Raw genomic sequence first — 7,565 nt, forward strand, 5'->3', positions numbered from 1 at the left:
ATATTACTGCAACCTGTCATAAATATTACTATGTAGATAAAAAATATAGCAAATAAATTAAGCTTTTTCATAATATCACTCCTACTATTTTTAATCTCAATCACTGTAAATTTCAAAACTTACCTGTGCCTAGATTTAATAAATTGGGTGTTCTTCTTTGCCCAAATAACTCTTCTTTGCCAATGGTTTATTATGGTATTTGTAAGGAAAATATAATTAATTGATTAATCGCAAAATCTATTAATTTTTAATTTTAGCTATAAATAACTCTATATAATTTTTTTAATGAGCATTTTCCCTTTATAAGTTTCTTCTAGTTCTTCTATTAGACTATCATAATATAACTGAGCAATTTTCATTCTCTTTGAAGCAATTTCTTTAGCTTTTTTAGTGTATAGTTTTTCAGCTACCTTTTCTATCTTATATTTATATTCATGCAAAAAAGAATTATTTTTATCATCTTCTCCATGAATTAAATTACCTTCTTCATCTAAATTATATAAATTAGAATGGGTTTGGGTCTGGTACATTATAGTCCTAGCTATCCCAATCGCCCCTAAGACATCTAATTTATCTGCATCAAATAATATTTTCTCTTCAAGAGTTATAGGAGGATTATCAGATCGAAAGCTGTGCTTTTTTATACAGTTTGAAACTTTCTTAGCAAATTCTTCGCTATAATCATTATCTAATAAAAACTTTTTTGCCATTCTAGCACCTTTTTTAGCATGATCTATATTTTTGTTTTTTAATTGAGCTTTTCTACCAATATCATGAAGGAGGCTTGCAGCTATCAGTACATCCATATCTACATTTTCTTCATCGTTGGCTATTTCAATTGCTAAATATAAAACTCTAAATATATGATCTATATCATGTGCTTGATCAGAATTATGTTTTCTCATATATTTTACAATGCGGTTAAATTCTTTTTCGTTCAATCTACATCTCCACCTTTAAATAATTTAAAGAAAAAATGAAATCTACTTTTTAAAGGACGATTTTCATTTTGGCTTAGAGCTAAATCAAGTAGATATTCTTGACTGTTTAATTTTTCATTTTGTACTTCTTTTTTTACATAATCTCCACTGCTAGTCATTATTCTTGATTTTTGATTATCTTTTAAATTTAGATCTAAAAATTTTTTGATTTTTTCTTTTATAGCATTGTCATAAACTGGGGCTGCTATTTCTACTCTTCTATTTAAGTTTCTAGTCATTAAGTCAGCTGAAGATATATATATACTACATTTATCACCTTCACCAAACAAATAAATTCTGGAGTGTTCTAAAAATCTACCGACGATATTGGTAACAGTTATATTTTCAGTTTTGCCTTTGATATTTGGCAAAATACAACATATCCCTCTTATGATTAAATCAATTTTTACACCAGCACATGAAGCTTCCATCAGTTTATCGATTAAATCTCTTTCAGTGATAGAATTTGCTTTGATGATTATTCTTGAAGGATTATCGTGTTTTGCATTCTCAATTTGTTTATCAATTTCAAATATCAATCTATTTTTAAGTGAAAAGGGGGCAACAGCTAAATTTTTATAATCTCCATCTAAGTAACTTATTGCCATATTTTTAAAAAATTCCAATGCATCTAATCCAATTTCTTTATTTCCGGTAATTAAAGATAGGTCAGAGTATAATTTAGCGGTTTTTTCGTTATAATTACCCGTTCCAATTTGGGTTATATAGCTGATTTTATCTTTTTCCACACAAGTGATCAAACAGATTTTTGAATGTACTTTATAGTCTTCAATACCATATATAACATTGCAGCCAGCTTCTTCAAGTTTTTCTGCCCATTCTATGTTGTTTTCTTCATCAAATCTTGCTCTGAGCTCTATTAATACCGTAACATCTTTTCCGTTTTCCCTAGCTTCACACAAATATTCAACTATTTTTGATTTGTTTGCTAATCTATATAATGAGATTTTTATTGATTTAACTTTTTTAGATTGAGAAGCCTCTTTTAATAAATCAAGAAATACTTTAATATCTTCGTAAGGATATATAGTCAATATATCTCTTTTTTGAATTTGTGAAATAATGCTTTTCCCTGGATTTATTTCCGGTGGATAAAGGGAATCAAAGTGATGATAAGTTAATTTTGCTTTTAACATTGGGCTTAGTTTGTCCTCAAGTGCTAATACATAGTCTAGTATAATTGGACTTTGGGTTTTAAAAATCTGGTTTTGAGATATATTTAATTTTTGAATGAGATAATTTTTTAAGTCTTTATCTAATTCTTCATAGATCTCTAAACGAACCGGTGCGAGTCTAGACCTTTTTTTAAGTATCTGTTTCATGTGAATCTTAAAGTCTTCTTCATCAAAGTCAAAAGCTTCATCTTTTGGATTTATATCAGCATTTCTTGTTACAGACACTATCGACTTTGTTGAAACTTTATAATAACTAAAAACAGTATTAAAGAAATGAAAGACTATTTTTTCTATCAAAATATATCTTAAATTGTCATTGCCTAAATACAAGACTCTAGGAATCGATTTTGGGATTTCGATTATGCCAATTAGATTGGTTTTTTCTTTTGAACCTAGAGAACCTATTACATATAGATTTTTATTCCAAAGATGAGGGAAAGGATGATGTGAATCAATTATTTGGGGAGATAATAATGGCATTATATTTTTTTTAAAATAATCTTCCACATAGCGGAATTCACTATCTGTAAGTTCATTCACATCAAGATTATAAATATCATATCCTCTAAGTAGATTTTCAACTTTAAAAAACAAATCATCCTTTTTCTTATATAATGGTTTCACGTTTTCAAAGACTTTGTCAAGTTGAGCCTGTGGTGTTAAACCGGTTTTATTATCTATGGGTGGATTTTTAAGTCTTGATAAATCTAATAGACTACCAACTCTTATCATAAAGAACTCATCGAGATTACTTGAAAAAATAGATATGAATTTTAGCCTTTCAAAAACTGGTACATTTTCATCTAATGCTTCTTCCAAGACTCTTTCATTAAATTTGAGCCAAGATAATTCCCTATTTTGAGTGTAGCTAGTATCATATGAAAGTTGAGTTTCTGCCATATTATCTTACTCCTTCAGAACTTTATCAAATAAATAGCCTTCTCTTACACCATAATCACTGACGATAATTTCTTCTGAATTATATTTTTTAACTATTTCATTTAATATGATCATACCTGGCAAAATTGTATGAATTCTATCAGGAGATACTTGTAAAATAGTATCTATAGCCTCTTTTGAACCCTTACTTAAAAATTTGACCATAGATTTTAGATTTTTCGAAGAAATTATATTGTTATCAGATGGAGTCTCATAAATCCAGTTGTTTAGCTTTCTTGTAGCTCTTATACTACCTCCAACACCACATAAGACTTTGTAATTTCCTTCTTCTATTTCAGAAAGACCGCTCAACTCTTTTGCTAAATGATTTTTTATTTCCTTAATTTCTTTTTTATTTGGTAAAATCTCTTTTACATACATTTTATAGCTGTTTAATGAACCTAAGGGAAAGCTTATTGCGTTAATTATATTTTGATTTTTAAAAGTTACTATTTCTGTACTTCCTCCGCCGATATCAACTAAAATTCCCTCTTTTAAATCAAGGAGTTTTGTGGCACCAATGAAGTCTAATCTCGCCTCTTGCTCACCAGATATTACGTCTATATCTAGCCCTGTTTTATTTTCTATTTCAGATACTGCTGATTCACTGTTGTAGATATTTCTAAGAGCGGCAGTCGCAAAGACATGCATTTTATCTACTTCAAAGTGATTTACAATCTCTAGGAAACTTCTCAGAGCATCTGTAGCCTTTTTTATACCTTTTTTTGACATAATCCCGTTTTCCACATAACCTGCTAAACCTGCTGATTGTTTTGATGTAAACAATAAACTAATATCTTTATTTTCACACTTGTAAATGTTCATTCTCATTGTATTTGATCCAATATCTACTACTGCATAAATCATAATTATCCTCCCTTTATAAATTATTCGTATTTAAATCACCAATGGCTGCCTTCATATTTTCTAAAATTTCTTTTGATGTAGCTAATTCATTATACAAATATCCCTCAAATAATCCTCTGCTATAACTCTTGTGATAAGCATCAAAAACATCTGGATAGGCTGACAAGATATTTAGAATTGAGTACTTATCAAGTAGGAAGCCTAACAAGTCAGAATATTCATTAGTTAAATCTTCTGGTAAAAGTGTGTAATCTTTGATATAATCAGGCAAATATTTAAGAGCATATTTTAATTTTTTAAGTTCAATTCTCAAATCGTGAATTTCTTCTATGTCATTAAATTCAATTTCATTTATTTTTTTTGAAATTTTTTTAGACATAGTTTTTATTCTCTTTTTCGAAAATGATTTCAAATTCTCATCAGAATCTAATCGCTTGACCAGTGAATAAAGTGTCATTTTGTTGTCTTCAAGTTCTTTTTGAGGGATTAAATTTCTCTTTAAGTCAGACACTATGGCTTCTTCGATGGTAATTAAAATTTCTGAGAATTCATTTGGATAGGAGATATCTTTTTTTACACAATAATCATGATAGACCTCTTTTCCTATTTGAATTTCCCTGAGTTTAGAAAACTGACCACTTAAATTTTTTAGAAAGTCATTAAAAGAGTTGTATTTTTTCTGTTTTAGTATTGGCTTATAAAAATAGAGTAAAGACCTCAGTTCTCTTATGTTTACTCTTAACTTATGGATAAATTCTACATCATATAGCATATTTTCTATATCAACATAACTTTCTAAAATGCTTTTATATTTTGATTTTATCAATTTTGAAGCTTTCATAATAGACACCTCCCAATATATTATATAGATACCTTTTTTTATTTGCATAAAACAAATTTAGTCATAATTAAATCATATTTATATTCTACAATAACAATGTAAAATAAATTAAATGAAAAGGAGAAGATAATATGAAAAATTTATTTAAGAAAACATCAGTAGCAATGGCATTGGTATCTATGTTAAGCATTGGAATGGGGGCGGCTAATTTTAGTTATGCAGAAAATCCTTCGATTGGGGCACAAGCAGCATTAAACGACAAAAGCTATACTCAAGAGGAAATGATTACTTATGCATTACAAGATGAATATTTAGCTAAGGCAGAATATGAAGAAATTATAAGCACATTCAACATAACTAGACCTTTTAGCAATATTTTACGAGCAGAAGAAACCCATATTGATCTAATAGAACCATTATTAGAGGAATATGATATTGAATTTACAGTACCAGATGTTGAGAATTATGTAGTAACGCCAGCTGATTTACTTGAAGCTTACAATGCAGGGATAGAAGCAGAAAAGTTAAATATTCAAATGTATGAAAATTTCCTAAAAGAAGATCTGGATGAAGACGTCAAATTAGTATTTGAAAGACTTCTAAATGCTTCTAAAAATCATCTACAAGCATTTGAAAGACAAGTAGATAGATACAATGGAGAATATACAAATCCAGGATTCCAAGGGAATGGCAGAACAAATAAAAATGCAAATGCTGCTAATCAAAGAGTAAATACTGCTAATCAAAGAGCAAATAGATTATATAGAGATGGCAGCTGTTTGTTAGGTAATTAATAATTAGATGATTGATTGTTTAAATGTTAAATAATCGATGAATAAGTGTTTAGGACTTAGAAGAAAAGTCATAACAGTAAAAATCATACATTTAGCCCGGTTGTAATTATACAGCCGGGCTTTCTGTTTTCTTTATAAATTTCTTTAAAAAATTACTTTTCAATATCAATTATTGATGTATCAAAGTCATATGATAAATCTTCTGATTTAAACCAAAGATCAGATTCCTGCATAGGCATGGACATCCTTACCCAGTCTTCTTTTCGCTCTAATATTGTTCCTACTCCATCTTGTAAACCTTTTTCATTCCCATCAACTTCATCATAGCTCATTGCATTTTTTACAACGGCTTGGTTAGCATTATTGGAAAAAAGTGACTCGTCATAACTGAGATTACTTTTATCAATTGTTCCTCGAATACGTGGAATATCTCCAAATGCTTGAACAACTCTGCATTTATTACCATTTTCTTCAATTACTATTACCATATCATTTTTATTTAATTGAAATTCCTCATTTTCTAATGTTTGATAAACATTATTATCGTTAGTATCTACTGTAATTACATATGGGTCTTTTAAAACTACATCTTCAGTGATTATAGCTACCTTACCTTCATATTGAACTAGTTGATCATCAGATAATATTTGTTGCTCTGTATCTTCTGGTAATTCTGTATTTTCATCAGGAGGATTTTGATTAGTACAGCCTACTACAAGAAAACATGTTAATACTACTACAATACTTAAAATAAAGTTTTTCACAATATCACCTCTTCGTAATTTATTATATTACTTAAAACATTAAGAAAGTCATTTCTCTTTGATATTAAGAGCTAGGCTTAGTTATTAACTATGTAGTTTATGTTAATTATATAACTATGTAGTTTATGTTAATTATATAACTATGAATAGAATTAATCAAACATCTTAATAATTCATACTGATTTATAAGTACCTTTTCCAACACTTTTTCTTTGTTATTTTGTACAAATCATTGTTTTGAGTTATACACATTTTGACATTTTATATATAACAAAATGTGGGAATCTAGCTATTTTCGTATTTTTCATTGGGTTAGTTTTATTAATTATGTTTTTTACAACTTGAAAACAATGATATAATAACCTAAAGGATTATTAGTAAAAAATAATTAATAAAAATTTATATTATTAGTAATGGTAACGATTATTAGAAATTTTTTAAAACGACAGCATTATTCAGAGATATCTTTCAGAGGATTGTATAGCATGTGTTTGACTTTTCTAGATTGTTAATGCATAGGAGATAATAACAAAGGATTATAAAGAGACTATAATATTTGTAATTTATGATAATACATTAATTAAAAATGTAGCGAATATTAATTATATAAGAAGGTAAATAATAGATGACATTAAAAATAAATTTATTTTAATCGTAAATTATTGAAATAAGTCTATTTTTTCATAGAGTTTAATAAAGAACCATAGCTAAATTAAAGTTCTGAAAAATCAAGAGAATATTTATCCTTTATTAAATTAACCATATAATTATAATGTTTCATATTACCTTCTATTTTTAAAATATATAGGCATTTTTTAAAAGAATCTAAGTAAGTTTCATTACCAAGATTTAACTTAGCGACTGCCTCTCTTAAAAATAGGAAATGAAGCATATCTATGTGTCCTTTATTTAATGACAATTCAATACCTTTTTTAGCATATTTAAGTGCTTCTAAGTGATTATCCAGTCGTCATAAGATTCAAACATTGTAACTCCTTCTTACCCCCCCGATTTCAATCGGGTATTTTATTTTCTCTAAATAGTATAACATAAAAATATATAATTTAATATTTAATGAATATAGGTATAACAATGGTTATTAGGAGGGATATTATGAAAAAGCTTAATTTATTTGCTATATTTTTTATCTACATAGTAATATTTATGACAGGTTGCAGTAATAT

6 protein-coding genes are annotated in these 7,565 nt (G+C 27.7%); 1 reads left to right on the forward strand and 5 read right to left on the reverse strand.

The genetic code is table 11. The features are described 5' to 3' along the window. Positions 1-269 precede the first annotated feature (269 nt). The 4 genes from E4100_RS09050 to E4100_RS09065 are packed head-to-tail and all read right to left on the reverse strand — an operon-like array spanning position 270 to position 4,823. Positions 270-941 carry an HD domain-containing protein gene (locus tag E4100_RS09050; RefSeq protein ID WP_209315334.1) on the reverse strand — a complete coding sequence of 224 codons (672 nt, stop codon included), beginning with the start codon at positions 939-941 and terminating at the stop codon, positions 270-272. Further along, positions 938-3,076: a polyphosphate kinase 1 gene (gene ppk1 / locus E4100_RS09055; RefSeq protein ID WP_135271728.1), complete on the reverse strand. Its 2,139-nt coding sequence runs from the start codon at positions 3,074-3,076 to the stop codon at positions 938-940. The genes E4100_RS09050 and ppk1 overlap by 4 nt, the downstream gene beginning before the upstream one ends. A gap of 6 nt (positions 3,077-3,082) precedes the next feature. After that, positions 3,083-3,982 (reverse strand): Ppx/GppA phosphatase family protein, encoded by a 900-nt coding sequence (locus E4100_RS09060; RefSeq protein ID WP_135271729.1) that lies wholly within the window; start codon positions 3,980-3,982, stop codon positions 3,083-3,085. 13 nt (positions 3,983-3,995) lie between these two features. After that, positions 3,996-4,823 carry a CHAD domain-containing protein gene (locus tag E4100_RS09065; protein WP_167792114.1) on the reverse strand — a complete coding sequence of 276 codons (828 nt, stop codon included), beginning with the start codon at positions 4,821-4,823 and terminating at the stop codon, positions 3,996-3,998. Between the two features lie 131 nt (positions 4,824-4,954). On the opposite strand from E4100_RS09065, the gene E4100_RS09070 reads away from it, so the two are divergent. Beyond that, positions 4,955-5,617 (forward strand): ferritin-like domain-containing protein, encoded by a 663-nt coding sequence (locus E4100_RS09070; protein ID WP_135271731.1) that lies wholly within the window; start codon positions 4,955-4,957, stop codon positions 5,615-5,617. A 152-nt stretch (positions 5,618-5,769) separates the two neighbouring features. Here E4100_RS09070 and E4100_RS09075 read toward each other — a convergent pair whose 3' ends face one another. Next, positions 5,770-6,381 (reverse strand): hypothetical protein, encoded by a 612-nt coding sequence (locus E4100_RS09075; protein ID WP_135271732.1) that lies wholly within the window; start codon positions 6,379-6,381, stop codon positions 5,770-5,772. Positions 6,382-7,565 lie beyond the last annotated feature (1,184 nt).

The organism is Soehngenia longivitae (assembly GCF_004684055.1).
Taxonomy (GTDB): domain Bacteria; phylum Bacillota; class Clostridia; order Tissierellales; family Tissierellaceae; genus Soehngenia; species Soehngenia longivitae.

Bases quoted from the DNA above. Each gene is read 5' to 3' on its own strand.
- E4100_RS09065 (WP_167792114.1), bottom strand. From the start codon at position 4,823: ATGAAAGCTTCAAAATTGATAAAATCAAAATATAAAAGCATTTTAGAA.
- E4100_RS09060 (WP_135271729.1), bottom strand. From the start codon at position 3,982: ATGATTTATGCAGTAGTAGATATTGGATCAAATACAATGAGAATGAAC.
- ppk1 (WP_135271728.1), bottom strand. From the start codon at position 3,076: ATGGCAGAAACTCAACTTTCATATGATACTAGCTACACTCAAAATAGG.
- E4100_RS09070 (WP_135271731.1), top strand. From the start codon at position 4,955: ATGAAAAATTTATTTAAGAAAACATCAGTAGCAATGGCATTGGTATCT.